Source organism: Vibrio bathopelagicus, from assembly GCF_014879975.1.
Taxonomy (GTDB): domain Bacteria; phylum Pseudomonadota; class Gammaproteobacteria; order Enterobacterales; family Vibrionaceae; genus Vibrio; species Vibrio bathopelagicus.
This window is the reverse complement of the sequence record NZ_CP062500.1, coordinates 2,372,521-2,396,185: the sequence shown is the minus strand read 5'-3', so window position 1 is coordinate 2,396,185 and position 23,665 is coordinate 2,372,521. Positions and strand designations below refer to the sequence as shown.

Genomic DNA, 23,665 nt, shown 5'->3' with positions numbered 1-23,665 from the left:
TTCAGACATTAAAAAGCCGCGTAACTCTCAGAGTTATGCGGCTTTTCTATTGAACTCGATTAGGTATCGAATTACTTACTCAGTCACCAAGCTTAACTTGGCTAGCTCTTCATTTAGATTAGCTCGGTACAATTTCGTTACCGTGAACACCAAATTGCTTAGCAGCGTAGGCAACGCGCTCTGCAGCTTTTGGGTATTCCGCGGGTGTGCCTAGATTTTCAATATGATGCAAGCGAGGTAGTAAACCTGCGCCGTTTGCAATCTGTATTGCTAATCCAGGTCGAGCATTAAGCTCCAGTACCATAGGGCCTTCTTCTTGGTCTAAAACCATGTCAGTACCCATGTAACCAAGACCTGTCATTTCCCAAGCGCTTGATGCAAGAGTCAGTAGTTTCTCCCAATGCGGCACTTGAAGTGCCGCCAACTCTTTCCCTGTATCTGGGTGGTGAGTTACTGGTTGGTCAAACTGAACCGCACGAACGGCTTTTCCGGTCGCGATGCAAATACCGACACCCACAGCACCTTGGTGCAAGTTTGCCTTACCGTCAGAAGCTGAAGTAGAAAGACGCATCATCGCCATCACAGGGTAGCCTTTAAATACGATGATTCGTACATCTGGCACGCCTTCGTAACTGAAGCCTTCGAAACACTCGTCAAACTTGATGAGGTTTTCAACTACAGCTACGTCGTTCTTACCACCTAGTGAGAAAAGACCGGCTAGAGCATTACTGATGTGACGCTCTACGTCTTCTTCGTTAATGGTTGAACCCGATGGTTTGGTGTAAACCCCATCTTTATGAGAGATCACGACAAGGATGCCTTTACCGCCACTTCCTTGCGCTGGCTTAATAACAAAGCCAGGCCACTCTTTAACCATTTTATGGATTGTTTTTACTTCAGCTTGGTGACCAATTACGCCAATCAACTTTGGTACGGTTGCACCAGCCTGTTCAGCAATAATTTTAGTCTTAAGCTTGTCATCAACGAGTGGATACTTGGAACGATCATTATAGCGACCAATATAACTATGGTTACGCTTGTTCATTCCCATTATGCCTTTGTCTTTCAACTTAAACGGTGAAGTAAATTGATCAAACATAACTTAGTCCTCCGCTAGCGGTTTAAAGCGACGAAGCTCGGTCAAACGGTAGCCTGTGTAGTTACCTAGTAACAAGATGGTCGCTAGAATTACAAGCTGTAAACCAATAAAGTTGAACGTTAAGTGTTGAATGAACGGGTTAGTCATACCTAAGTAAACAAGCACCGCTGTAAATAAAGAGCCGCCACCTTGTAGCATTACTTCTTTCGCGCCTTCTTCTTCCCAAAGGATAGACATACGTTCAATAGTCCAAGACAAGATAATCATTGGGAAGAACGTAATCGATAGGCCTTCGGTGAGTCCGATTTTAAATGCGACTACAGTAAATATCGAGATAATCATAATTACCGTAATAATTACGGCGGATATCCTGGCCACGAGCAAGAGGTTGAGTTTGGATAAGTAACTTCGTATTACAAGGCCAGTACCGACAATCAGTAGGAAGCCCACAATACCTGTCACCAACTGCGTTTGAACGAATGCTACGGCAATCAGAACGGGCATGAACGTACCAGAAGTCTTAAGACCGATGATCACTCTCAGGAACACAACGATAAGCGCACCAATTGGAATCAGCATGATGGTTTTAAACATCGCTTGCTCTTCTAACGGTAGGCTGTGGATCGACAGGTTCAACAGTTGGTCGGCAGAGACCTTACTGCTGGTTGCTTCTGTTGGTGAGATTTCCTGAGCAATCATCGAGAAGTGAACTTTACTGTTCTGGCCGCCCACTACATCTAATAGAGAGACATTTGATTCGTCCCAGATGAGTAAGTTTGGTTGAACTTGTTGCTCGCTAGATTCAGGAGAGAATAGAACCCACTGGTTATTATCCCAAATTTGGTTCATATGCTGGATTGATTGGCGACGACGTCCGTCTTCCAATTCAATAACACCGACAACTTTGTTGTGGATTTTAGCGGCAGAAAGTAGCTTGTGTGTCGCTTCCACTTTGGTCATGTTATTCAGAATCAGCGCTGAGTTTTGGCTGTCTGGATCGTTAAGCGTTTTGATTAACTCACGAGTAAAGGTGATATTGTCTGCTGAGCGCTTGGTTGCTCTGTCAATCAAAGCAAGAGCTGCAGCCTCTTCAGGGCCGTCAAAGCTTGGTTGAGCCACATCACCTTCTGGAGGTATTGAGGTAACGTTCGCTTGGCTATCGACTAAGAACTGTGTCTTGTAGTAGATAGTTTGCGGGCCATCTGCATGACGAATTGACCACTCAGCACGGCGACCTGAATCTGTATTCAAGTATGAAATGCCGTAACCTGGTGATGAAGCTGACTCGCCGATAAGTGTAAAGTTAGACTGTGTGTGAGGTGCGGCTAGTGAAACTTTTGCTTCTTTACCCACTGCATTGAACTCGATACGAGCTTCAATGTCCCAAACCTGATTAGTTTCGCCTGGAGTCCAGGGTACACCGTAGGTTGTATGTCTGAACATACTCAGTGTTATCCCTGCTACGATGAGCAGGAAAATTGAGATATAAAATGGAATTCTTGACGTCATAGCTTACCCTACTATTGTTATTTAACTTCCGTTTGTACGTATTTTTTACTTACATCTACTAGCGCTATGTCTTTGATAAATTCGCGCCCTAGTAATACAGGGTGACTCATTTGAGAGCGATCCGCCAATGTAAATTGCGCTTTTTCATGGATTTTTCCAACTTTCACCCATAATTCAATCACAGCTCTACGTTCAGTCTTATCATTGGTCGATTGGCGGATTTTTACGAAACGAACAACAGGAGCTTCAATCCATTTCTGGTCTTCTGGCGCTTGTGCTTTGTCTGCTAAGTGAAACTTCACCCAGTCTTTACCGTTACGCTCGAACTCTTTGATGTCTACTGCGTTCAAAGAAGAGGTGGTTGCGCCAGTATCAACACGCGCATCAAAGCTTTGTTTGATAGAATCAATGGATACTTTTTCGATTCCACCAAGGATGGTTGGTTGTGAGGTAGGTGCGGCAGGTACGGCTGCAACTGCAACAGGTTCTTCTTCCTCTAACTCATCAATAACTTTGTGTTCTATGCTCGTTAGATGAATATCTAATTGGCTGGAAAGGGTGATAATTTCGTCTTCTAAGCTTTCAATATAATCACTTTGATTACTTAGTTGCAGTTCAAGGTTTTGAACCTTATTTGCGATGTTTGTCTCTGAGCGGGAAATTGCGTCGAGAGTTTCTTGGTGGTAGGCCGCACCGTTAGTGAGGGTACAGCCAGAGAGCAAACCAACCGCCACAATTGGCGATAATCGCTTAAACATAAAAAAACCTTTGGAAATTAGAGAATAGTTCAGACTATTTAGAAGTTTAGCCTACAAAAAAGGATGCGTGAAGCATCCTAATGTAAGAGTCTGGTCATATTGAATCGCAATGTGAGCGCTACGCCAATTATCGCCAATTTAAATAGCTCACTTATTAAACATAAGTCAATTTTTGTTCAATTTGCGCACTTTTAAGTCAAAGTTTACTGCGAGATAAATGATGGCTTTATTACGACCAAAAGCTATTATTCTGTGGTCACTTGAATAATAGCTTGCGGACAACGACGTTACGGCTTTGTCGCTACAAGAACTGCACGTCTCGGTGCTGGGTGACCTTCAACTGTTTTGCTTGGGTCATTCGGGTCTAAGTAATCTGGCAGAGAGTTATGCGTCATCCATTCTGTTGTGCGTTGTTCGCCAACCGTCGTAACATTTTCATCAACGATTCGAACGTCTTCAAAGCCAACTTGTTCAAGCCAGCGTTTCAGTGCGCGAGCAGATGGGAAGAAGTACACGTTTCTCATTTGCGCATAGCGGTCAACAGGGACCAGAACCGCGTTTTCGTCACCTTCAATTACTAAGGTTTCAAGTACCAGTTCGCCACCAGATACCAACTGGTCTTTCAATTGGATCAAATGATCAAGCGGTGAACGGCGGTGGTATAGCACACCCATGCTGAATACAGTGTCGTAAGCTTCCAGTTTTGGCAGCTGCTCAATACCTAAAGGTAAAAGGTGAGCGCGTTGGTCATCGCCCATCAGCTTACGGATAGCTTCAAACTGAACAAGGAAAAGGTGAGACGGGTCGATACCGACGGTCAAACGAGCTCCTTCACCTAACATTCTCCACATGTGGTAGCCATTACCGCAACCTACATCGAGTACAGAACGGTTTTTAAGCGGTGATATATGCGGAAGTACACGGTCCCATTTCCAGTCACTGCGCCATTCTGTATCGATATGAATATCATGAACGGTATAAGGACCTTTACGCCAAGGGTGGAACGTCTTTAATAAGCTCTCTAGCTTCTTAAGTTCACCCGTTTGAAATGGTGTGCTGCTGCCGATAGTCACAGAGTTCTTTAAATCAACTTGATCAGGCACGCCTTGCGGGATCTTATTTAGTGCACGTAACCAACGGTCAAAGTCACCGTGCTCTGCATTTTGCCAATCCGTCAGCTGTTGAGGAAGAACATTGAGCCATGGCTGTAGGCGAGTGTCTTGGGCAATGAGTTGATAAAAGTTAGCAAAATTAAACATGAATAATATTAACCGTTGTGGAATTCATAATGTGTACAGCTTTATAGCCATAACACAGGAAATTAAGGGCAAAGTATGAGTGCGTCAAACTTTCGCCAATTGTGGTCGAGCGCTATTTAATCGCGAACATCGAACCGAAGTTGAAGCACTGGAACCACACTTCACTACTTGAGAAACCAATCTTTTCAAAACGCTGTTTGTGAACTGGAATAGAATCTGGACGCATGACATTTTCGATAGCACTGCGTTTTTGGCTGACTTCTAGTTCGCTGTATCCGTTTGCACGCTTGAAATCATGGTGCAGATCGATAAGCAGTTCATTTGAACTTTCATCTTCAAACACAAACTTTTCTGACAGAATCAAAATACCGCCCGGACGCAATCCAGCGTGGATCTTTTCAAGCAGAGCGTAGCGGTCGTCTGGTGATAAGAACTGTAAGGTGAAGTTCAACACAACAACTGAAGCGTCTTTGATCTCTATTTCACGGATATCAGCTTCGATAACTTCGACTGGCGTATCGCTTCGGTAGGCGTTTACATGCAGCTTACAGCGTTCAACCATGGCTTCCGAATTATCGACAGCAAAAATCGTACAGCCTTCTTGTTGGATGTGGCGGCGCATTGAAAGCGTTGCTGCGCCAAGAGAACAACCCAAGTCGTAGATGTTTGAGTGTGGTTTTACAAAGCGTTCAGCTAACATGCCAATAGCAGAGATGATATTGCTATATCCAGGAACCGAGCGTTGAATCATATCTGGGAATACTTCAGCAACCCTTGCATCAAAGGTGAAATCACCAATTTTATCAATGGGAGCGGAAAAGATATTGTCTTTGTTGCTCATTGCATTCTCTCTCGACAGTCAGCGTAATCGGCACAGAATTCGTACCAAATAAAAGGGGACGTATTTTACGTAAAAAAATCGCTTGTGTCACGAAAACTGAGATTGATGAAAGTGAACGTGTGTTAGTGGTTGTTTACTATCAAAACATCGAGATTTGATGGTCACCTTTTTGAGCAGGAAACTCTGCTAAATTAGGCAAGGTTATCTGTGTGTGTTCAGCAACTTGCGTCTGTAATTGCTTATAGATAGCAATCGCAAGCTCAGGTGCGTGATTGTTGTCTGGGGTGTGGATCATTAAATAAGGTTGTTTTCCTTCATTTAACCAAGTCGGTAATTTCGCGAACCAAGGTTTAAAGAAAGCCAGATTGGGTTCCTGATCTGGATGACCAATAAAGCGAACCATCGGATTGTTTGCTGTCGCAATGGCATGAACTGGAACGCGTGGTTTCTTTTGATGTGCGTCGATCACCGCTTCTGTCGTTGGTGGTGCGGAGAAAACAGGGCGGCTATCCATAATGATGCGATTGATCCCTTCTTCTATTAACCAATGATTGAAACGTTTTTCGGCATCGCCTTTATCAAAGAAACCAAGGTGACGAACTTCAACGCCGAGCTGCATGTCTTTTGGAAACAAGGTACAAAATTTTTGCAGGGCAGGGAGCATGCTGGGTTCGAAGCTATGGGGCAATTGAATCGTCCACTGACCAATACGGCTATGCAGTAGCGACATGGTGAGCAGAAATTCTTTGAGTTCGGCTTGGCAATGCTTTAAGTGCTGCTGGTGGGTGATGAACTTAGGCAACTTAAAAGTAAATTTGAAATCATCGTGACTCGCGGCTTTCCAGTTATTGACCGTTGAGACGCTGGGAGTTGCATAGAAAGTCGTGTTGCCTTCGACGGTATGAAAAACTTGGGTGTATTTTTCCAAGCGCTCAGCAGGTTTTGTTCCTTTACCATAGAACTGACTTTGCCACTCAGAATGAGACCACATAGTTAATCCAAGTCTTAAAGGTAAAGTTTCCATCGTCATTACACCGTTAGTCGTTACGCCATTAGTCATCACAAAAAGTTTTTAAGTTGAAACGAAAACTACTGTACGAGACTTTTGCCGATTAAGGTACTTTCGAGATATAATTAGCGCAATTTTTTCGGTTTTGATGAATCTTTGCGCACTTGATGGGCTAAAAAGCAACAAAGCCAGATAAAACACAATAAATTCGAATGTGGAAGGTCGATTTTAAGCGAGTTTCCGCGTATAAATGTTCCTTTGCTCTGTTGTGTGGAATGACCACTGACAGCTTGGAAATTAGTAAATAATTAAGAGATTGGGAAATTCATTATGCGTACCCATTACTGTGGTAACCTGAACAAGTCCCTGGCGGGACAAACTGTAGAATTGTGCGGCTGGGTAAACCGTCGCCGTGATTTAGGCGGTCTTATCTTTATCGATATGCGAGATCGTGAAGGCGTCGTTCAGGTTGTTGTCGATCCAGATATGAAAGATATCTTCCCGATCGCTAACCAACTGCGTAATGAATTCTGTATCAAATTTACTGGTGAAGTACGTGTTCGTCCTGACAGCCAAGTAAATAAAGACATGGCGACGGGCGAAGTTGAGCTTTACGCAACTGGCCTTGAGATCATCAACCGTTCAGAAGCGCTTCCGCTAGATTTCAACCAAACGAACTCTGAAGAACAGCGTCTAAAGTACCGTTACATCGATCTTCGTCGTCCAGAAATGAGCGATCGTATTAAGCTTCGTGCGCGTGCTTCTAGCTTCGTTCGTCGTTTCCTAGATGAGAACCTATTCCTAGACATCGAAACACCAGTATTAACTAAAGCGACACCAGAAGGCGCTCGTGACTACCTAGTACCAAGCCGTGTTCATAAAGGTAGTTTCTACGCACTTCCTCAATCTCCTCAGCTGTTCAAGCAACTGCTGATGATGTCTGGTTTTGACCGTTACTACCAAATCGTTAAATGTTTCCGTGATGAAGATTTACGTGCTGACCGTCAGCCTGAATTTACTCAGATCGATATCGAAACATCATTCCTGTCTTCTCAAGAAGTACGTAACATCACTGAAAAGCTAGTTCACGATATGTGGAAAGAGCTTCTAGATGTCGAACTGGGTCAATTCCCAGTAATGCCATTCTCTGAAGCGATTCGTCGTTTCGGTTCTGATAAGCCAGATCTACGTAACCCACTAGAACTAGTCGACGTTGCTGACTTACTGAAAGATGTAGAGTTCAAAGTATTCTCTGGCCCTGCGAACGACGAAAAAGGTCGCGTAGCAGTAATCCGTGTTCCGGGTGGCGCTAAGCTGACTCGTAAGCAAATCGACGGTTACGCAGAGCACGTAGGTATCTACGGCGCGAAAGGTCTAGCTTGGATGAAGGTTAACGACCGTGCTGCTGGCATGGAAGGTATCCAATCTCCAGTTGCTAAGTTCCTAAACGAAGACGTAATCAACGGTCTTCTTGAGCGTACTCAAGCTGAATCTGGCGATATCATCCTATTTGGTGCAGATAAAGCGAACATCGTTGCTGAAGCAATGGGCGCACTTCGTATCAAGCTAGGTGATGACTTAGAGCTAACGGACAAGAAAGCGTGGGCTCCTCTTTGGGTTATTGATTTCCCAATGTTCGAAGAAGATGGCGAAGGCAACCTTCACGCAATGCACCACCCATTCACATCACCACTTGGTGTGAGCGCGGAAGAGCTAAAAGCAAATCCAGCTGCGGCTAACTCTGATGCATACGACATGGTAATCAACGGCTATGAAGTAGGCGGCGGTTCTGTACGTATCCACAGCGCAGAAATGCAAACGGCTGTATTCGGTATCTTAGGTATCGAAGCTAAAGAACAACAAGAGAAGTTCGGTTTCCTACTTGAAGCACTTAAGTACGGTACGCCACCACACGCAGGTCTAGCATTCGGTCTTGACCGTTTAGCAATGCTTCTTTGTGGTACAGAGAACATCCGTGACGTTATCGCATTCCCGAAAACAACAGCTGCAGCATGTCTATTAACAGACGCGCCAAGCCTAGCAAACCCAGCATCACTGGAAGAGCTAGCAATCGCTGTTAACTTAGCGAAGAAAGAAGACTAATCAAACGATTAAGCTCAACTTTCTAATCAAGCTGTGAGTTTTGATAGAACAATAAAATGCCCGTTAATTTGACGGGCATTTTTTTTTGCGTTCGATATACTAAGCTCATAAAGCATGTATAAATAATCAGTATTTGAAGTTATGTCTATTATCTTAGGGATTGACCCTGGCTCTCGCATTACCGGCTATGGCGTGATTCGTCAAAATGGTCGCCATCTATATTACTTAGGTAGTGGTTGTATTCGCACTTCCGAAAAAGAACTGCCAGGTCGCTTAAAGCAAATTTATGCGGGTGTGAGTGAGATCATTACTCAGTTTCAACCTGATGTGTTCGCCATTGAGCAGGTCTTCATGGCGAAGAATGCCGATTCAGCACTTAAACTGGGCCAAGCTCGTGGTAGTGCGATTGTAGCAGCGGTGAATGCTGATTTGCCTGTACATGAGTATGCGGCTCGTTTGATCAAACAAGCTGTGACAGGTAATGGTGGTGCTGATAAGTCTATGGTTCAGAATATGGTGATGAGCATGCTCAAACTACCCGCTAAGCCACAAGCCGATGCTGCCGATGCTCTAGGCGTAGCGATCACTCACGCTAACACCAATAAAACCTTGGTCGCACTTGCAGGCAAAGCTACAGGAGCAAGAAAAGGGCGTTACCGTTAAATCTTATTCTATTGTTAGTTCCTAACATTCTGCCTTTTAAACTTATTCGATTGATGAGCCTCACGCCCTGTTTGGCTCATATCAAAACAATACGCCGCTAAATCCTTGATGAAATGAGATCTTTCGAACAGAACCCAGATAATAACATTGCGTATCATTTAACATGTTATTAACATTGGTCGGAGGTCTTACAAGTTAATCAAGGATGATCACTGATGAACCCAATCAAGCTGTGGCGCGCGCTGTTTCTACCCAAAAGTAACGGGTGGAGTAACAACGAAGTCAGACAAGCCGATATCTTATTACTCTTCACTTTTATTGCATTCTTCGTGGGGGTTTATAGCTTAATCAAGTGGACTAAGCACGAAGAGCAACTCCTGGTCGCCACATCTGTATTTCTTATCGTATTCGAACTGATCTCAGCACTGCTACTTCGTGTGACGAGTAAACCGAGCCTTGCACTTAATTTTGGTTTTGTCGGAATGGCCGTACATGCGCTGAACATCATTTATCAAAGCGGTGGGGTTGTGGCTTCCACTCAAGCTTATTGGGTGCCTTTGTTAGTGGTCGCTTTTTTCTTATCAGGAACACGAATCGTTGCCTTGGTGTGGAGTGGACTCGTTATCGGTGTTTCATTAGTGATGACTTCAGCTCATCTAAACGGATTCATATTTCCGCAGTTAGTGCTTACTCCGGAAGCGGTGGTGGTGGAAACTTGGTCCGGCGTGATCATGCCGTTGGTGGTTATCTGCATTGCTCAAGCCTTTACCGCTAAGCAAAAAGAGGTGGCGATCGAAATGGCAGAGGATGCGATTTCAGAAAGCCAACACGTTGCCAACCAAGCGACGCAAAGTGAAGGTCGACTCACTATCGTGCTAGACCAAGCTAATTCGAATTCAGAGAGCCTACAGGGTGTTTCGGTTCATTTGGATCAGCAGTCACAAGATTTGCATGCTCAAGTCGAAGTGTTGAATATCAATTGCGAGTCTCAAGCAAGCGCTGCAGAAGAGATGAGCCAACAACTCCATCAAATGACCCAAGGCATCGAAGAATCCAATTCATTTGTGGGTGAACTGAAAGAGCGTAGCGAAGCGGTGGGCACGAAAGCGCAAAAGAGCTCAGAGTCATTAGAAGCTTCAACCGATGCGATCAGTCAGATCATTCAAAGTAATCAAGAGATCATGAAAGTCGCTGATTTGATCACTTCGGTTGCCGAGCAAACTAATCTATTAGCACTCAACGCGGCAATCGAAGCAGCGCGCGCGGGTGAACAGGGTAGAGGCTTTGCTGTGGTGGCGGATCAAGTGAGAGAGCTATCGGCGAAAAGCAGTCATTCGGCGATAGAGATTCGAACTTTGTTAGACCGCAGTAAAGAAGAAGTTGAACACGGCAGAGCAATCATAGAAACCACGGCGAGTGAGATGAACGGCATCATCTCAGAGGTGCAAACCATCTCAACAGATGTTAATCAGCTCACCAATATTATGGCAATGCAGATGAATTCGTTGAAAGAGCTCGATCTGGCCAGTTCAGAAGTGGCGCAAAGCGTGGCGGAAACTAAATCTGTGTCAGGCTTAGTTGCTAATTATGGTTCTGAGCTAACAGGTCATGTGACTTCGGTTAAAGAACTGGTTTCGAGCTTGAACAGCGTGGTCTCGCAAGCTAAGCAAGCCTAAATAATTCACTTCAAAAAACACAAAGAACTGGATAAGTATCCAGTTCTTTTATATTCTGTCCCTCAAATTAAATTCCATCAAGAGAGTGAATTGTGATCGGACGTCTCCGCGGTACATTAATAGAAAAACAGCCACCAGAATTATTGATTGAAGTCAGTGGTGTTGGTTATGAAGTCCAAATGCCAATGAGCTGTTTTTATGAATTACCAAACGTAGGCGAAGAGGCAATTATCTACACTCATTTTGTGGTACGTGAAGATGCTCAGTTACTTTATGGTTTTAACACCGTTAAAGAGCGTGCGTTGTTCCGTGAAGTGATCAAAGCGAATGGTGTGGGCCCTAAACTTGGTCTTGGTATCCTTTCTGGAATGACGGCAAGCCAATTCGTTCAGAGCGTTGAACGCGAAGATATCTCAACATTGGTTAAACTGCCGGGTGTTGGTAAGAAAACGGCAGAGCGTCTGGTTGTTGAAATGAAAGACCGCCTTAAAGGGTGGGGCGCAGGTGACCTGTTTACGCCTGCAACGGATGCCGCACCAATGGACTCGATGCCAACGGTTCACGATGCTGAAGAAGAAGCCGTAAGCGCACTACTTGCGTTGGGTTATAAACCGACTCAAGCCTCTAAAGTTGTTGCTCAAGTGGCTAAAGATGGCATGACCAGCGAACAATTGATTCGCGAAGCATTGAAGTCGATGGTTTAATACCTCATATACTTGTTCTACAAAATAAACTCATTCACTTTGCCTATGCGCAGAGTCAGGAAGAGCAGAGTTAGGAATAACCGAATTTATGATTGAAGCCGATCGCCTGATTGCACCGGATAATCCGGTCTTTAAAGATGAAGATGTTATCGACCGTGCAATACGTCCAAAGGCGCTAGCCGACTATCAAGGTCAGGACCACGTTCGTAACCAGATGGAGATTTTCATTCAAGCCGCTCAAATGCGAAATGAAGCTCTGGATCATCTGCTGATTTTTGGCCCTCCCGGTTTAGGTAAAACCACGTTAGCAAACATTGTTGCCAATGAAATGGATGTGAGCATCCGCACGACTTCAGGCCCGGTTTTAGAAAAAGCCGGCGACTTAGCCGCGCTATTAACCAACCTTGAAGAAAACGATGTGCTTTTCATTGATGAGATCCACCGCTTAAGCCCTGTGGTTGAAGAGGTTCTGTATCCAGCAATGGAAGATTACCAACTGGATATCATGATTGGTGAAGGCCCAGCGGCTCGCTCTATCAAGATTGACCTTCCTCCTTTTACTTTGATTGGCGCAACCACTCGTGCTGGCTCACTGACATCGCCATTGCGTGACCGTTTTGGTATTACTCAGCGTCTTGAGTACTACAAGGTTGAAGACCTTCAAAACATAGTTCAGCGCAGCGCAGATTGCCTTGGACTTTCATTGGAGTCGGATGGTGCATTAGAAATTGCGCGTCGTGCTCGTGGTACACCGCGTATCGCGAACCGTTTATTACGCCGTGTACGAGATTACGCGGAAGTGAAAGGCGACGGACATATTTGCCCAGACGTGGCGGATAAGGCACTCAACATGTTGGACGTTGATGCCAAAGGATTTGACTACATGGATAGGAAGCTTCTACTTGCGATCATGGAGAAGTTTGGTGGTGGTCCGGTCGGTATCGACAACATGGCGGCTGCTATTGGTGAAGAGAAAGATACGATTGAAGATGTATTGGAACCGTATTTGATTCAGCAGGGTTATCTGCAAAGAACACCAAGAGGTCGAATTGCTACTGACAGAGCATATTTACACTTCGGAATAGATAAGCCTTCTAATCGTTAAAGTATTCATTTTTAAAGATCCTAGTTGCATAAGCGCTGGGATTTTTTGCTTTTTACTGAATAACAACTCTTTGAGCAAATCGATAAAAAGGCGAAATAGCGGAATTCAAAAATGGAAACTTTGATTCCAAGTTTGATTTAGCTAACAAAAAATGAAATAAACTGTCATATCTTTTGTTAATACTTTATAGGTAGTTGTAATTTGTATGTTGAAGTGGTGCTGAGCTTTTGTCACAGATATCATGCTCGGTTATTAACAGGGCTAAAATTGGTGTGATTTTAATCATGATTGTCTAAAAATAACTCTAATTTGCTTGAATAAAATTGATACAAATCAACGCAGACTTCTCCTATAAACCTTTTGAAACATACTGATTTTACCAGTAATATTAGCGCCAGCTATATTAGCTCATGCTTAACAATAATCTAACTATAACGGTACGTTTTTGCTACAAATTTCATTTTGTAATAACAATTACATAAATTGTTTTAACATGAATTTTTGCGGTGAATAATCACACAAGTGTCATTCAGCCGACACAAAGGAGTTACCATGATTGATGTTGTTGATCTGTCGCGATTGCAGTTTGCATTTACAGCGATGTATCACTTCCTATTTGTTCCACTGACCTTAGGTATGGCATTTCTTCTTGCCATTATGGAGTCAGTATATGTAATGACGGGCAAACAAATTTACAAGGACATGACCAAGTTCTGGGGTAAATTGTTTGGTATTAACTTTGCTCTTGGTGTAGCGACAGGCTTAACCATGGAGTTTCAGTTTGGTACAAACTGGTCTTACTACTCTCACTACGTTGGAGACATCTTCGGTGCTCCGCTAGCTATTGAAGCGCTTGTTGCATTCTTCCTAGAGTCTACTTTTGTTGGTCTTTTCTTCTTCGGTTGGGACAGATTGTCAAAGCGTCAGCACTTAGCGGTAACGTGGTTAGTTGCACTAGGCTCTAACTTCTCAGCGCTATGGATCTTGGTAGCAAACGGCTGGATGCAAAACCCAGTGGGTGCAGAATTTAACTTTGAAACCATGCGTATGGAAATGGTGAGCTTCGCTGAAGTTGTACTAAACCCAGTGGCACAAGTTAAATTTGTACACACAGTGGCGTCTGGTTACACAACGGGTGCAATGTTCATCCTTGGTATCAGCTCATACTACATTCTTAAAGGTCGTGACCTTGCCTTTGCTCGTCGCTCTTTTGCGATTGCAGCATCTTTCGGTATGGCAGCGATCCTGTCAGTAATCGTGCTAGGTGATGAATCTGGTTACGAGCTTGGTGAGGTTCAAAAAGTGAAGCTAGCTGCGGTAGAAGCAGAGTGGCACACTGAAGAAGCTCCAGCCGCATTTACTGTTTTTGGTATTCCAAACCAAGAAACAATGAATACTGACTACGCAATTAAAATCCCTTACGTAATGGGTATCATCGCAACGCGTTCGCTTGATACTGAAGTAACGGGCCTGCGTGACCTACGTGATGATCACGTTGATCGTATCCGTACTGGTATGTACGCATACGAACTGCTTGAAAAGCTACGTTCAGGCGACAAGTCTGAAGAAAACATGGCAGCGTTCGACGAAGTGAAGGGTGACCTAGGTTACGGTCTGCTTCTTAAGCGCTACACAGACGACGTTGTTGATGCAACAGAAGACCAAATCCAAATGGCTGCGGATGATTCTATCCCAACAGTTTGGCCTCTATTCTGGTCATTCCGTCTGATGGTTGCTTGTGGCTTCATCATGCTGTTTGTATTCGGTGCGGCGTTTGTTCAAACGTGTCGTCAGAAGATCGAACAGAAACCATGGGTACTTAAAGCGGCGTTGTTCTCAATCCCACTACCCTGGATTGCGATTGAAGCAGGTTGGTTTGTTGCTGAGTTTGGTCGTCAACCATGGGCGGTTGGTGAAATCCTACCGGTTAACGTGGCTGCATCAGCACTAACTATTGAACAGCTTTGGACTTCTCTATTCGCAATTCTGGCACTGTACACAGTGTTCTTGATTGCTGAAGTTTACCTAATGCTGAAATTCGCACGTAAAGGTCCAAGTAGCTTAAAGACAGGCCGTTACCACTTCGAACAAAACGATAACTCTGTTGAAGACAAAGTTAGCCGTTCAGTCGAAGTATAAGTGAGGGAATATTATGTTTGATTACGAAAGCTTACGACTTATTTGGTGGGTATTGATCGGTGTTCTACTGGTTGGTTTCGCCGTAACTGATGGCTTCGATATGGGTGTTGCAGCCCTTTCACCTGTTATCGGTAAGAGCGACACTGAACGTCGTATTATGCTAAACACGATTGCCCCTCACTGGGATGGTAACCAAGTTTGGCTGATTACGGCTGGTGGTGCATTGTTTGCTGCATGGCCTCTGGTTTACGCGACGTCTTTCTCTGGTTTTTACTTCGCAATGTACGCGACGTTAGCAGCGCTTTGGTTACGTCCACTTGCTCTTGATTACCGTTCTAAGATTGAAGAGCCAAAATGGCGTAAAGCTTGGGACTATGCACTTTGTTTTAGTGGCACAGTACCGCCAATCATTTTCGGTGTGGCATTTGGTAACCTACTACAAGGTGTTCCATTTGAACTGAACGAATTTATGATGTCTAAGTACCATGGTACGTTCTTCGCTCTGCTTAACCCGTTTGCATTACTTTGTGGTGTGTTGGCTCTGATGTTGTTCGTGATGCAAGGTGCAACATGGCTTCAAATGAAGACAACAGAAGAACTGCACAGCCGCGCGCGTAACGTTGCTCAGATCGCTGGTGTCATTGCTATTGCTTTGTTTATTATTGGTGGCTTCTGGGTTCAATCTATCGAAGGCTATGTAATCACGAGCACTATCGATACGTTTGCTGACTCAAACCCACTAAACAAAGAAGTATCACTTCAAGTTGGTGCTTGGATGACAAACTTCGAAACGTATCCAGCAATGTGGGCAGCGCCGATTCTTGGTGTCGCAATGCCACTATTTGCTGTGATTGCATCTCGCTTTGAGCGCGGTGGTTTCGCATTCTTGTTCTCAAGCTTATCTAACGCTGGTGTTATTTTAACGGCTGGTTTTGCAATGTTCCCATTCGTAATGCCATCAAGCCTGAATCCAAGTCAAAGTTTGACTATGTGGGATTCAACAGCGAGTGAACTAACTCTTGGCCTAATGACTGCGGTTGCGGCGGTAATGGTTCCTGTGATTCTTTGCTACACGACTTGGACATACTACAAAATGTTTGGTCGTCTAGATAAGAAACACATCGAAGATAATGACGTTTCAGCTTACTAAGCTAGAAGTTAAATAACTTAGGAGAAATTTTATGTGGTATTTCGCATGGATTTTGGGTGTACTTCTAGCATGTGCATTCGGCATCATCAATGCTCTTTGGCTTGAGCATTCAGAAATGATGGATAAAGACAGTGAGTAATCTCGCAGAGCAAGTTGCTAAATTACATCAACCAATGGATAAGACTCTATTAAGAGCCTTATCCTTAATATTGGGTTTCATGCATGTTGGTTTAGTTATGTGGGATCCTGAAACGTATGCGGCAAGCATCGGTGGCTTTAACGCTATCATTGGGCCTATGTTCATCTGGGCAGTATGCTCGAGCATGGTTTATGGTATCGGTTTTAAGCCAAGAGCTTGGATGTGGCAGTTGCTATTCAGCCCTTATGTTTCACTCACGATTTTGCTCTATCTAACAGTACTGCGCCTTATCTAAATAAGGTCGTGGACTAGGTTTATAACAAAGTAAACCTAGGTAGTTGTTGGGTTTTTAGCCAAAAAGAGGTCATCTTATACAGATGGCCTTTTTTTTCGTCTTTCAAATCAAATAAATCACTGCCATATACTTTTAATGATAAAGAGTTAGGTTATAGTGAGATCTTTATCGTTTTGGGTTGTGGTAGCAAATTGCAGGGATTATCTAAGCCATTTACTTGGCCAGTGACAGTGTATTACGAAGACACCGATGCTGGTGGGGTGGTATATCATGCTAACTATCTTAAGTTCTTTGAGCGTGCTCGAACTGAGATGTTGCGATCAATTGGTGTTTCTCAGCAAGTTCTATTGGAACAAAACATCGGTTTTGTAATCCGACATATAGACATTGATTTTATTCAAGGTGCACGCCTTGATGATTCTTTACAAGTCATTACAAATATTTACGAGTTGAAGCGAGCAACCTTGGTGTTCTGTCAAGAGATCGTAAATCCTGATGGCAAAGCATTGTGTAAAGCAATGGTTAAGGTAGCATGTATCGACACTCAAAAAATGAAACCAAAAGCAATGCCAACATTTATTCTGACGGAGCTAACGAATAGTGACTGCTGAAATCTCAATCTTAGGCCTAATTTTAGAAGCTAGTTTACTAGTTAAAATGGTCATGCTAATTCTTATGGGTATGTCTGTTGTTTCTTGGGCAATGATCATAAAAAGAAGTAAAGTGCTATCTCAAGCTTCTAAGCAAACAGAAGTATTTGAAGACAAATTTTGGTCTGGCGTTGATCTTGCTAAATTGTACCAAGAGAGCAATAAACGCAAAGACGAGCTTTCTGGTACTGAAGAAATCTTCTACGCAGGTTTCACTGAATTTGCTCGCCTTCGTAAATCTAATGCCACTTCTCCTGACTTCATTATGGAAGGCACTGGTCGAGCAATGCGCGTTGCGGTTGCCCGTGAAGTGGATGAGCTAGAAACTAATTTACCTTTCCTAGCGACCGTCGGTTCTATCAGTCCATATATCGGCCTTTTTGGTACAGTGTGGGGCATCATGCACTCATTCATCGCTCTAGGCGAAGTGAAGCAAGCGACACTCGCAATGGTTGCTCCTGGTATTGCAGAAGCACTGATTGCAACAGCAATGGGCCTATTCGCCGCTATTCCGGCTGTTATGGCTTACAACCGCTTCAGTAGCCGAGTCGGTAAACTCGAACATAACTACGCGACTTTCTCTGAAGAGTTTCACAGTATTCTTCACCGTCAAGCGATGGCTGGCAGGGAATAATCGATGGCTGGATACCAACCTAAAAAACGCAAAATGACAGCAGAGATTAACGTTGTACCTTACATCGACGTTATGCTTGTTTTGCTGATTATTTTTATGGTGACCTCACCCTTCGTAACACAAGGTGTTGATGTTGAATTGCCAAAAGCTTCAACGGCAAAATCAGCTCAAGATTTACTGGGTGACGAGAACGCGAGCTTCATTATCGTTGAAGTGAACAAAGATGGTGAACTTGGCTTGAGCGTTAATGATGAAGAGGTTCAGCGAGGCCTGTCAATGGAAGATATTATTGTTCGGGTTAAAGCAGAATTGTCTCTGAATCCTAACTCTCCAGTGGCGGTTGGCGGTGATGCCGCAACACCTTACGCTGAAGTTGTTTTATTACTTGATGAATTAAGCCGTGCAGGTGTGCCAAAGGTTGGCCTTTTAACGGATATAAGGGAATAGCTCCGTAGCATTCATGAAAGCGAATAATAAAAAATCCGATAATTTCAAAACGCCGCTTCTAATTTCAGTCGGGCTGCATGTCATTCTATTTGTCGCTCTTATTTGGGGAGCTGACTTCACCATGTCAGAACCTAAGCCAACAGGGCAGATGGTTCAGGCGGTCGTGATCGACCCTCAGTTGGTTCGTCAGCAAGCTCAACAGATTCGTCAGCAAAGAGAAGCTGCGGGTAAGAAAGAACAAGAACGGTTAGACAAGTTACGTCGTGAAAGCGAGCGACTTGAAAAGAACCGTAAAGCGGAAGAAGAAAACATCCGCAAGCTGAAAGAAAAACAAGCCAAAGAGGCGAAAGCGACGCGAGAAGCTGAAAAGCGCCGAGTTGAAAAAGAGCAACAACGTAAAGTCGAAGAGGCTCGTTTAAAGACGGAACAAAAGAAAGCAGCGAAAGCAGAAGCTGATCGTAAGCTAAAAGAGGCCGCCGTAGTTAAGGCGGAGAAAGAACGCAAAGCCAAAGAAGCGGCTGTCGCCAAAGCTGAACAAGAACGCGTGGCAAAAGAAAAAGCCGCGAAAGAGGCAGCAGACAAAGCTCGTAAAGAAAAAGAAGCCGCTGAACGTGCTGAAAAGCAGCGTATAGCGAAAGAGAAAGAAGCGGCAGCAGCAGCGGAGAAAGCCCGTAAAGCAAAAGAAGCTGCAGCCAGAGCCGAAAAAGAGCGTAAACAACAAGAGGCGGCATTGAACGATATCTTTGCTGGGCTTGAAACTGAGTCGACTCAAAACTCTTCGGCTAAACAACAATTTATTAGTGATGAAGCACAGCGTTACGGTGCGATTTATACTCAGCTCATTCAACAGAACTTATTGTTAGAAGACAGCTACAGAGGACGCTCATGCCGAGTGAATCTTAAGCTGATTCCAACGGGCTCGAATGCGATTCTGGGAAGCTTGAGTATTTTGGATGGAGACAGCCGTTTGTGCGCAGCAACCAAGCGTGCAGTGGCACAAGTGCAATCTTATCCGTTGCCTAAAGACCCAGACATTGTGAAATCACTGAAAGACATCAACTTAACTGTATCACCAGAGTAAAAGGACGAACTTGTGTTAAAAAAACTATTACTGAGTTTTGTTTTCGTAATAGCGACAAGCAGCCAGTTTGCACATGCAGCGCTGGAGCTGGTTATTACAGACGGTATTAACTCTGCACGACCTATCGCTATTGTCCCTTTCCGTTGGGAAGGCGCAGGCCCATTGCCACACGATGTATCAGCAGTTATCGCTTCTGACTTGCAACGCAGTGGTAAATTCAGTCCAGTTGCGACAAGTAAAATGCCTCAAACGCCTTACAGCGAAACAGAGGTCGATTTTGATGCTTGGACTAACTTAGGCGTTGATTCATTGCTAACCGGCAGCATTACTAAAAATGCTGAAGGACAATACGTAGTCAACTACCAGCTGATCGACATTGTTCGTGGTCAACTGACCAAAGGGCAAAGCCGCGCACTAAGTGATGAAGGCCAACTGGTACTTTCTAAAGACCACGTTTTGTTTAACAAGAAAGCGACGGTTCCGGGCAAACGCTTGAGAGAGTACGCGCACCGTATTTCTGATTTAGTGTATGAAGAACTGACTGGTGAGAAAGGCGCGTTTTTAACTCGTATTTCTTACGTGGTAGTGAATGACAAAGACAAATACCCATACCAACTTCGTGTTGCTGATTACGATGGCTTCAATGAGCGTTTAGTACTTCGTTCTAAGCAACCTCTTATGTCTCCAGCATGGTCTCCAGACGGTAAGAAACTTGCTTATGTAAGCTTCCAAAATGGCCAAGCTGAAATATTCATTATGAATATTTACACCGGCGAACGTGAGAAGGTGACGTCATACCCTCGTCACAATGGCGCGCCAAGATTCTCGCCAGATGGTAAGACATTGGCATTGGTATTGTCGAAAACAGGCAGCCTTCAAGTGTACACACTTGACCTTGCTAGCCGTAAGCTGACTCAAATTACCCGCGGACGTTCTAATAATACTGAACCGTTCTGGCACCCAGATGGCAAGTCTCTTATTTTCACGTCGGATCGTGGTGGTAAACCTCAGATTTATAATGTAAATTTGTCCAATAATGCGACTTCTCGTATTACTTGGCAAGGTAGCCAAAACTTAGGTGGCCAGATTACCCCTGATGGTCGATTCCTTATCATGGTGAATCGCAGTAACTCAGGCTTTAACTTGGCTAAGCAAGATTTGGAAACTGGTGCAGTTCAGGTGCTAACGAAAACACTGTTAGATGAATCTCCAAGTATTGCACCGAATGGAGGTATGGTTATCTATAGCTCTATCTACAACAAAACAAACGTACTATCGATGGTTTCAATCGATGGCCGTTTTAAAGCTAGATTACCGGCAACCAATGGACGTGTAAGAGCGCCTGCATGGTCACCGTTCCTCTAGTTAAAGTGATACATTCTTTTAGCTATTGATAGTGTTTACTATTGTGGCAATTAACTATCTATAGCACTTAGTCGCTGTAGAAACTAAGTTTGATAACGTAAGGAAAAAAAGATGCAACTTAACAAAGTTCTTAAAGGCTTGATGATTGCACTACCAGTGATGGCAGTAACGGCATGTAGCTCAACTGATGAAGCAACATCTGCAACTTCAGGTACTGAAAGCAACCAAACAACTTCAGGTTCAGAAGGCAACGTAGACACAACTGTTGTAACGCCAATTGATGCTAACGCTCAACTGTCTGAGCAAGAGCTTAAAGAGCAAGCGCTACGCGAAACTCAAACAATCTACTTTGCATTCGATAACTCTACTATCGCTGGCGACTACGAAGAAATTCTAGCAGCTCACGCAGCTTACCTAAGCAACAACGTTGACATGAACGTTACTATCGAAGGTCACGCTGACGAACGCGGTACTCCCGAGTACAACATTGCACTTGGCGAGCGTCGTGCACAAGCTGTAGCGAAATACCTACAAGCTCTAGGTGTTCAAGCAGACCAAATCTCTATCGTAAGCTACGGTGAAGAGAAGCCACTTCTTCTAGGTCAATCTGAAGATGTGTACGCTAAAAACCGTCGCGCAGTACTAGTTTACTAATTTTAGTAGACTATATAATTGAGGAATTGCCTCATGTTCAGTAACACAAAGCGAGTCATTTTGCTTTCGTTACTGGCAAGTGCAGCGAACATCGCGTTCGCTGCACCAGCTCCAGTATCCGATCTCAATAGCACCGCAACCAATTCATCATCTTCCTCTCGAGCAGCAGCATCTAACGAATCAGATATTGAGCGTTTAGAGCGCCTGCTTCAAAATCGCAACCTCGTTCAGCTTCAAATGCAACAGCAAATCGACGACATGGCACTGGAGATCAGTGAACTTCGTGGTGAACTGGAACGAAACAGTTACGATATGAAGCAAATGCTAGAGCGCCAACGTGAACTGTTCATTGAACTGGATCGTGTAAGAGGCGAGGTGAAAGCAGCAGGAACAGCAACGGTAGCAGTGGCAGCGAGCGAAGGCTCTAAAGATGCTTCTGGTACGTTCAGTACTGATGTCGATGAGCAAACCGCTTATCAAAATGCTGTAGATATGATTCTAAAGCAACGTGACTACACGGGTGCTATCGCAGCATTCCAAAAGTTTCAAAAAGACTTCCCAGATTCAACCTTCACACCTAACTCACATTACTGGTTAGGTCAGCTTTATTTCGCTAAGAAGCAAGATAAAGAAGCCGTGAAGAGCTTTGCCGCTGTTGTGTCGTACAAAGACTCAAACAAGCGAGCAGATGCGCTGGTTAAGCTTGGTGACATAGCTGCGCGCAACAATAATGCGACGCAAGCTAAGAAATATTACCAACAAGTCGTTACCGAGTACCCAAACAGTGCTTCGGCTAAAGTGGCTAAAACCCACTTATAAACAAAATAGAGGTGCTCAGGTGCCTCTTTTTTTTACCTGCTTACTCCCTTTATATTGACTTTGCCGCTTTGTGACGCCAACGTATCACCTTGTTTATGCGTTTTAAGCATTAGCTAGTCACCGCTTGCAACCAATCCTTTTTGATCCTCATCGCTGTCCTGTGTAGAATACTCTAATCCTCGGAAGAAGTTGCGTAGAGCAAGAGCAATGAGTCATATACTAGATAAAATCGATACAGTTTACCCGTTTCCGCCTAAGCCAGTTCCATTGAGCGACGTTCAGAAACAGGCCCACATCGCGAACATCAAAAAACTACTTCAAGAAAAAGATGCAGTTCTAATTGCACACTACTACACGGATCCTGAAATTCAGGCTCTGGCTGAAGAAACTGGTGGTTTCGTTGGCGATTCTTTAGAAATGGCTAAGTTCGGTAACCGTCATTCAGCAAGTACTTTGATCATCGCTGGTGTTCGTTTCATGGGTGAGTCTGCGAAGATTCTTACTCCTGAAAAACGCATTCTAATGCCAACGCTTGAAGCTGAATGTTCACTTGATCTTGGCTGTCCTGCCGACAAATTTACAGAATTTTGTGATGCTCACCCTGACCACACCGTGGTTGTATACGCGAACACCTCTGCAGCTGTTAAAGCTCGTGCAGACTGGGTGGTTACGTCGAGCATCGCTTTAGAAATCGTCGAAAGCCTAGACGCTGAAGGCAAACCCATTATTTGGGGCCCAGACCGTCACTTAGGTTCTTACATCGCAAATCAAACTGGCGCTGACATGTTGCTTTGGCAAGGTGAGTGTATCGTTCATGATGAATTCTCAGCTGATGCTTTGAAGAAAATGAAATCGGTCTACCCAGAAGCGGCTATTTTGGTTCACCCAGAATCACCAGCAAGCGTTGTTGAACTGGCTGATGCTGTAGGCTCAACGAGCCAACTGATTAAGAAAGCAAAAGAGCTGCCTCATCCACAGATGATTGTCGCGACTGACAAAGGTATCTTCTTCAAGATGCAACAATTGGTTCCTGAAAAAGAATTGATTGAAGCACCGACAGCGGGTGCAGGTGCAACTTGTCGTAGTTGTGCACACTGTCCCTGGATGGCAATGAACGGCCTTGAAGCGATTGAAAACGCACTTGAGCATGGTGGTAAGCAACACGAAATTTTCGTTTCTGACGAACTACGTGTTAAGTCTCTTATCCCATTGAACCGCATGCTAGATTTTGCTGAACAGCTTAACCTACAGGTTAAAGGCAACGCTTAATTTAGTTGTCGTGATGATATAAGCAGTTCAGCTTAATCACTGTTTTGCTTTTACCATCAAGAGAAAAACCAGCGAGTGCTGGTTTTTTTATATCTGAATATTAGCTATCGATATCAATGTTGTTCTTATGTATCTTTTTCTGATGATATATCTTGTTGATATCGCGTATTTTTTCTAGCATGTAACTAGGGCGTGTTGATCTTTCGAGCTGATTTTTGCAGCAAACGCTGCCCGAAGGGTTCGAGCTGGGCGCCCCCGCAAAAAGCGTTTTATTCTTTGTTGAGGGAGATTTGCTTA

The 23,665-nt window shown here is 44.1% G+C and carries 23 protein-coding genes; 17 read left to right on the top strand and 6 right to left on the bottom strand.

Features of this window, described 5'->3' with window-relative positions; translation table 11 throughout:
* Nucleotides 1–118 precede the first annotated feature (118 nt).
* The 6 genes from IHV80_RS10560 to IHV80_RS10535 form a co-directional block, all read right to left on the bottom strand.
* Entirely contained in the window at nucleotides 119–1,099 is a 981-nt protein-coding gene (locus IHV80_RS10560) for an alpha-L-glutamate ligase-like protein (RefSeq protein WP_192889017.1), read from the bottom strand.
* Between the two features lie 3 nt (nucleotides 1,100–1,102).
* The gene (locus IHV80_RS10555; RefSeq protein WP_192889016.1) at nucleotides 1,103–2,608 is read right to left on the bottom strand and encodes an inactive transglutaminase family protein; all 1,506 of its coding nucleotides are present in this window, start codon (nucleotides 2,606–2,608) and stop codon (nucleotides 1,103–1,105) included.
* A gap of 17 nt (nucleotides 2,609–2,625) precedes the next feature.
* Nucleotides 2,626–3,366 (bottom strand): ATP-dependent zinc protease family protein, encoded by a 741-nt coding sequence (locus IHV80_RS10550; protein WP_192889015.1) that lies wholly within the window; start codon nucleotides 3,364–3,366, stop codon nucleotides 2,626–2,628.
* A 287-nt stretch (nucleotides 3,367–3,653) separates the two neighbouring features.
* A complete protein-coding gene (gene cmoB / locus IHV80_RS10545; RefSeq protein WP_017105756.1) occupies nucleotides 3,654–4,625 on the bottom strand; it encodes a tRNA 5-methoxyuridine(34)/uridine 5-oxyacetic acid(34) synthase CmoB in 972 nt (323 codons plus the stop codon).
* 112 nt (nucleotides 4,626–4,737) lie between these two features.
* Nucleotides 4,738–5,466 (bottom strand): carboxy-S-adenosyl-L-methionine synthase CmoA, encoded by a 729-nt coding sequence (gene cmoA / locus IHV80_RS10540; protein ID WP_017105755.1) that lies wholly within the window; start codon nucleotides 5,464–5,466, stop codon nucleotides 4,738–4,740.
* 139 nt (nucleotides 5,467–5,605) lie between these two features.
* A complete protein-coding gene (locus tag IHV80_RS10535) occupies nucleotides 5,606–6,490 on the bottom strand; it encodes a DUF72 domain-containing protein (protein ID WP_192889014.1) in 885 nt (294 codons plus the stop codon).
* A 315-nt stretch (nucleotides 6,491–6,805) separates the two neighbouring features.
* On the opposite strand from IHV80_RS10535, the gene aspS reads away from it, so the two are divergent.
* The 17 genes from aspS to nadA all read left to right on the top strand — a co-directional run bounded on the left by aspS (nucleotide 6,806) and on the right by nadA (nucleotide 23,368).
* Nucleotides 6,806–8,578: an aspartate--tRNA ligase gene (aspS, locus tag IHV80_RS10530; protein WP_017111038.1), complete on the top strand. Its 1,773-nt coding sequence runs from the start codon at nucleotides 6,806–6,808 to the stop codon at nucleotides 8,576–8,578.
* A 141-nt stretch (nucleotides 8,579–8,719) separates the two neighbouring features.
* Nucleotides 8,720–9,241, top strand: a complete 522-nt coding sequence (gene ruvC, locus IHV80_RS10525; protein ID WP_004736470.1) for a crossover junction endodeoxyribonuclease RuvC — start codon at nucleotides 8,720–8,722, stop codon at nucleotides 9,239–9,241.
* A 215-nt stretch (nucleotides 9,242–9,456) separates the two neighbouring features.
* On the top strand, nucleotides 9,457–10,917 hold the full coding sequence (locus tag IHV80_RS10520; RefSeq protein WP_192889013.1) for a methyl-accepting chemotaxis protein: 1,461 nt from the start codon (nucleotides 9,457–9,459) through the stop codon (nucleotides 10,915–10,917).
* A gap of 92 nt (nucleotides 10,918–11,009) precedes the next feature.
* Nucleotides 11,010–11,621, top strand: coding sequence for a Holliday junction branch migration protein RuvA (gene ruvA, locus IHV80_RS10515; RefSeq protein ID WP_017076435.1), 612 nt, complete (start codon nucleotides 11,010–11,012; stop codon nucleotides 11,619–11,621).
* An 88-nt stretch (nucleotides 11,622–11,709) separates the two neighbouring features.
* Nucleotides 11,710–12,726 (top strand): Holliday junction branch migration DNA helicase RuvB, encoded by a 1,017-nt coding sequence (gene ruvB / locus IHV80_RS10510; protein WP_065103273.1) that lies wholly within the window; start codon nucleotides 11,710–11,712, stop codon nucleotides 12,724–12,726.
* A 552-nt stretch (nucleotides 12,727–13,278) separates the two neighbouring features.
* Nucleotides 13,279–14,865 carry a cytochrome ubiquinol oxidase subunit I gene (gene cydA, locus IHV80_RS10505; protein ID WP_192889012.1) on the top strand — a complete coding sequence of 529 codons (1,587 nt, stop codon included), beginning with the start codon at nucleotides 13,279–13,281 and terminating at the stop codon, nucleotides 14,863–14,865.
* A gap of 13 nt (nucleotides 14,866–14,878) precedes the next feature.
* Nucleotides 14,879–16,015, top strand: coding sequence for a cytochrome d ubiquinol oxidase subunit II (cydB, locus tag IHV80_RS10500; RefSeq protein WP_192889011.1), 1,137 nt, complete (start codon nucleotides 14,879–14,881; stop codon nucleotides 16,013–16,015).
* Between the two features lie 31 nt (nucleotides 16,016–16,046).
* The gene (gene cydX / locus IHV80_RS10495) at nucleotides 16,047–16,154 is read left to right on the top strand and encodes a cytochrome bd-I oxidase subunit CydX (RefSeq protein ID WP_000270284.1); all 108 of its coding nucleotides are present in this window, start codon (nucleotides 16,047–16,049) and stop codon (nucleotides 16,152–16,154) included.
* Nucleotides 16,147–16,449: a cyd operon protein YbgE gene (gene ybgE / locus IHV80_RS10490; protein ID WP_017111034.1), complete on the top strand. Its 303-nt coding sequence runs from the start codon at nucleotides 16,147–16,149 to the stop codon at nucleotides 16,447–16,449. The genes cydX and ybgE overlap by 8 nt, the downstream gene beginning before the upstream one ends.
* Nucleotides 16,450–16,622: 173 nt before the next feature.
* Entirely contained in the window at nucleotides 16,623–17,060 is a 438-nt protein-coding gene (ybgC, locus tag IHV80_RS10485) for a tol-pal system-associated acyl-CoA thioesterase (RefSeq protein WP_192889010.1), read from the top strand.
* Nucleotides 17,050–17,733 (top strand): protein TolQ, encoded by a 684-nt coding sequence (gene tolQ / locus IHV80_RS10480; RefSeq protein WP_017111033.1) that lies wholly within the window; start codon nucleotides 17,050–17,052, stop codon nucleotides 17,731–17,733. Before ybgC ends, tolQ begins: the two co-directional genes overlap by 11 nt.
* A 3-nt stretch (nucleotides 17,734–17,736) precedes the next feature.
* Complete coding sequence (tolR, locus tag IHV80_RS10475; protein ID WP_192889009.1) at nucleotides 17,737–18,180, top strand: protein TolR; 444 nt, start codon at nucleotides 17,737–17,739, stop codon at nucleotides 18,178–18,180.
* Nucleotides 18,181–18,193: 13 nt separating this feature from the next.
* Nucleotides 18,194–19,261, top strand: a complete 1,068-nt coding sequence (gene tolA / locus IHV80_RS10470; RefSeq protein WP_192889008.1) for a cell envelope integrity protein TolA — start codon at nucleotides 18,194–18,196, stop codon at nucleotides 19,259–19,261.
* A 12-nt stretch (nucleotides 19,262–19,273) separates the two neighbouring features.
* Nucleotides 19,274–20,626, top strand: coding sequence for a Tol-Pal system beta propeller repeat protein TolB (gene tolB, locus IHV80_RS10465; protein WP_192889007.1), 1,353 nt, complete (start codon nucleotides 19,274–19,276; stop codon nucleotides 20,624–20,626).
* Between the two features lie 111 nt (nucleotides 20,627–20,737).
* Nucleotides 20,738–21,280 carry a peptidoglycan-associated lipoprotein Pal gene (pal, locus tag IHV80_RS10460; RefSeq protein WP_004736484.1) on the top strand — a complete coding sequence of 181 codons (543 nt, stop codon included), beginning with the start codon at nucleotides 20,738–20,740 and terminating at the stop codon, nucleotides 21,278–21,280.
* A 33-nt stretch (nucleotides 21,281–21,313) separates the two neighbouring features.
* The gene (gene ybgF / locus IHV80_RS10455) at nucleotides 21,314–22,099 is read left to right on the top strand and encodes a tol-pal system protein YbgF (RefSeq protein ID WP_192889006.1); all 786 of its coding nucleotides are present in this window, start codon (nucleotides 21,314–21,316) and stop codon (nucleotides 22,097–22,099) included.
* A gap of 207 nt (nucleotides 22,100–22,306) precedes the next feature.
* Nucleotides 22,307–23,368 (top strand): quinolinate synthase NadA, encoded by a 1,062-nt coding sequence (gene nadA / locus IHV80_RS10450; protein ID WP_102486417.1) that lies wholly within the window; start codon nucleotides 22,307–22,309, stop codon nucleotides 23,366–23,368.
* Nucleotides 23,369–23,665: the final 297 nt, after the last annotated feature.

Excerpts from the sequence above, each read along its gene's own strand:
- IHV80_RS10560 (WP_192889017.1), bottom strand. The coding sequence starts at position 1,099 with ATGTTTGATCAATTTACTTCACCGTTTAAGTTGAAAGACAAAGGCATA.
- IHV80_RS10555 (WP_192889016.1), bottom strand. The coding sequence starts at position 2,608 with ATGACGTCAAGAATTCCATTTTATATCTCAATTTTCCTGCTCATCGTA.
- IHV80_RS10550 (WP_192889015.1), bottom strand. The coding sequence starts at position 3,366 with ATGTTTAAGCGATTATCGCCAATTGTGGCGGTTGGTTTGCTCTCTGGC.
- cmoB (WP_017105756.1), bottom strand. The coding sequence starts at position 4,625 with ATGTTTAATTTTGCTAACTTTTATCAACTCATTGCCCAAGACACTCGC.
- cmoA (WP_017105755.1), bottom strand. The coding sequence starts at position 5,466 with ATGAGCAACAAAGACAATATCTTTTCCGCTCCCATTGATAAAATTGGT.
- IHV80_RS10535 (WP_192889014.1), bottom strand. The coding sequence starts at position 6,490 with ATGGAAACTTTACCTTTAAGACTTGGATTAACTATGTGGTCTCATTCT.
- aspS (WP_017111038.1), top strand. The coding sequence starts at position 6,806 with ATGCGTACCCATTACTGTGGTAACCTGAACAAGTCCCTGGCGGGACAA.
- ruvC (WP_004736470.1), top strand. The coding sequence starts at position 8,720 with ATGTCTATTATCTTAGGGATTGACCCTGGCTCTCGCATTACCGGCTAT.
- IHV80_RS10520 (WP_192889013.1), top strand. The coding sequence starts at position 9,457 with ATGAACCCAATCAAGCTGTGGCGCGCGCTGTTTCTACCCAAAAGTAAC.
- ruvB (WP_065103273.1), top strand. The coding sequence starts at position 11,710 with ATGATTGAAGCCGATCGCCTGATTGCACCGGATAATCCGGTCTTTAAA.
- cydA (WP_192889012.1), top strand. The coding sequence starts at position 13,279 with ATGATTGATGTTGTTGATCTGTCGCGATTGCAGTTTGCATTTACAGCG.
- cydB (WP_192889011.1), top strand. The coding sequence starts at position 14,879 with ATGTTTGATTACGAAAGCTTACGACTTATTTGGTGGGTATTGATCGGT.
- cydX (WP_000270284.1), top strand. The coding sequence starts at position 16,047 with ATGTGGTATTTCGCATGGATTTTGGGTGTACTTCTAGCATGTGCATTC.
- tolR (WP_192889009.1), top strand. The coding sequence starts at position 17,737 with ATGGCTGGATACCAACCTAAAAAACGCAAAATGACAGCAGAGATTAAC.
- tolA (WP_192889008.1), top strand. The coding sequence starts at position 18,194 with ATGAAAGCGAATAATAAAAAATCCGATAATTTCAAAACGCCGCTTCTA.
- pal (WP_004736484.1), top strand. The coding sequence starts at position 20,738 with ATGCAACTTAACAAAGTTCTTAAAGGCTTGATGATTGCACTACCAGTG.
- ybgF (WP_192889006.1), top strand. The coding sequence starts at position 21,314 with ATGTTCAGTAACACAAAGCGAGTCATTTTGCTTTCGTTACTGGCAAGT.
- nadA (WP_102486417.1), top strand. The coding sequence starts at position 22,307 with ATGAGTCATATACTAGATAAAATCGATACAGTTTACCCGTTTCCGCCT.